This is a genomic window from Devosia sp. (assembly GCF_036676215.1).
GTDB lineage: Bacteria > Pseudomonadota > Alphaproteobacteria > Rhizobiales > Devosiaceae > Devosia.
In genome coordinates, this window is record NZ_JAKFDJ010000025.1 from 1 (window position 1) to 1,823 (window position 1,823).

General features: G+C 61.8%; 2 protein-coding genes. Both read right to left on the reverse strand.

Translation table 11 applies throughout. The annotated features are described in order from the left end of the window. Window positions 1-650: ABC transporter ATP-binding protein (locus V6M52_RS01955; protein WP_332698872.1), on the reverse strand; the 650-nt coding region annotated here is incomplete at its 3' end. A 10-nt stretch (window positions 651-660) separates the two neighbouring features. Then, window positions 661-1,809 carry a branched-chain amino acid ABC transporter permease gene (locus V6M52_RS01960; protein ID WP_332698875.1) on the reverse strand — a complete coding sequence of 383 codons (1,149 nt, stop codon included), beginning with the start codon at window positions 1,807-1,809 and terminating at the stop codon, window positions 661-663. Window positions 1,810-1,823: the final 14 nt, after the last annotated feature.

Consider the following 1,823-nt stretch of genomic DNA (forward strand, 5'->3'; position numbering starts at 1 on the left):
GAGAACACGACATGCATGTCGTGTTCGATGATTACCTTGGTCATGCCGCGGCTCTTGATCTTCTTGAGCAGCTCGATGGTGGTGTTGGTGTCGTGACGGCTCATGCCGGCCGTGGGTTCATCGAGCAGCAGCAGGCGCGGATGCTGGATGAGGCACATGGCCAGCTCCATCCGGCGCTTGTCGCCGCGGCTGAGGCTGCCGGCATGCATGTCCCGGCTGCTGTGCATGCCGACATCTTCCAGCATGTGCTCGGCCTCCTGCCGGATGCCGATCTCGCTGTCGAGCGAACGCAGCATGTTGAGCTTGAAGGCGCCGTCACGCTTGGCAAGGGCAGGGATCATCACATTGTGCAGCACTGAAAGGTCGGCGAAGATTTCCGGCGTTTGGAACACGCGGGCAATGCCCATCTGGTTGATCTGGTAGGGCTTGCGGCCGGTGAGAATGGCGCCATCGAAAATCACCTGGCCGCTTGTCGGCGCCAATTTGCCGATTATGACATTGAGCAAGGTCGATTTGCCGGCGCCATTGGGGCCGATAATTGCGTGGGTCTGGCCCTCCTCGACCTGCAGGTCGATGTCAGCGAGGGCATGCAGCCCGCCGAAGCGCTTGTGGACGTCGGCAACGTGCAGGACGACATTGGGTGTGGTCATCGTTCTGGTCCTACTCTGCAGGTTGCGGTTGTGGCGCGGCTTTGCCCGGTTTGCCTTGTGACTTGCTCGGGCGGTTGAACAGGTGCGCGATGCGGCGAACCCCTTCCATGATACCGCCCGGCAGGAAGACCACGATCAGCACGAAGACGAGGCCCAGGGTGAGGAACCAGCCCTCGCCGACGAACTTGGAACTGACCACAACGGCGAAGTGATCCGCGCCTTCGGGCAGGAAATCCCAGAAGCGGGCGAGGATGGTCTCGTTGATGGCAGAGAAGATGTTCTCGAAATACTTGATCAGCCAGGCGCCGATCACCGGTCCGACCAGCGTGCCGGCGCCGCCCAGGATAGTCATCAGCACCACCTCGCCCGAGGCAGTCCACTGCATGCGCTCAGCGCCGGCAAGAGGGTCGGTGACGGCAAGCAGCGCACCGGCGAGGCCCGCATACATCCCTGATATGACGAAGGCTGCCAGCGTATAAGGCTTGGTGTTGAACCCCGTGTAGTTCATCCGCGTCTGGTTGGACTTGATGCCCTTGAGCATCATGCCGAACGGCGAGCCGGTGATGCGCTGGGCGATGAAGAAAGCCAGGATCAGGAAGCCGGCGCAGAAATAGAAGCCGCCAAAGCCGCCGAGCGATTGGCCGAGCAGGGTGGGCACGGGCTGGCCGGGCAGGCGATCGCCAAGCATGGCATCGAGATGGCGTGGATCGTTGAGCGTGAGCTGCAGCCCAGTCTCGCCATTGGTGATGGGCGTCAGCACCGAATAGGCCAGGTTGTAGCTCATCTGCGCAAAGGCCAGCGTCAGGATGGAGAAGTAAATGCCGGAACGGCGCAGGCTGACATAGCCGATGACCAGCGCGAAGAGGCCGGAGACGACGATGGCGAAGATCATCGCCGGGATGGCGTCCAGGCTGAGCAGCTTGAACGACCAGACCGCCGCATAGGAGCCGACGCCGAAGAAGGCGGCGTGGCCGAAGCTGAGATAGCCGGTGAGGCCGAAGAGGATATTGAAGCCGACGGCGAAGATGCCGAAGATCATGAAGCGCTGCAGAAGGTCCGGATAGGCGGCGCCGAAGGGCTGCAACCAGATGGGCATGGTTAGCACGGCAATGGTGAAGCCGAGGAACAGCAACAGGTCGTTGCGGGACATGGCGCGCATCTCAGGCCTCCATC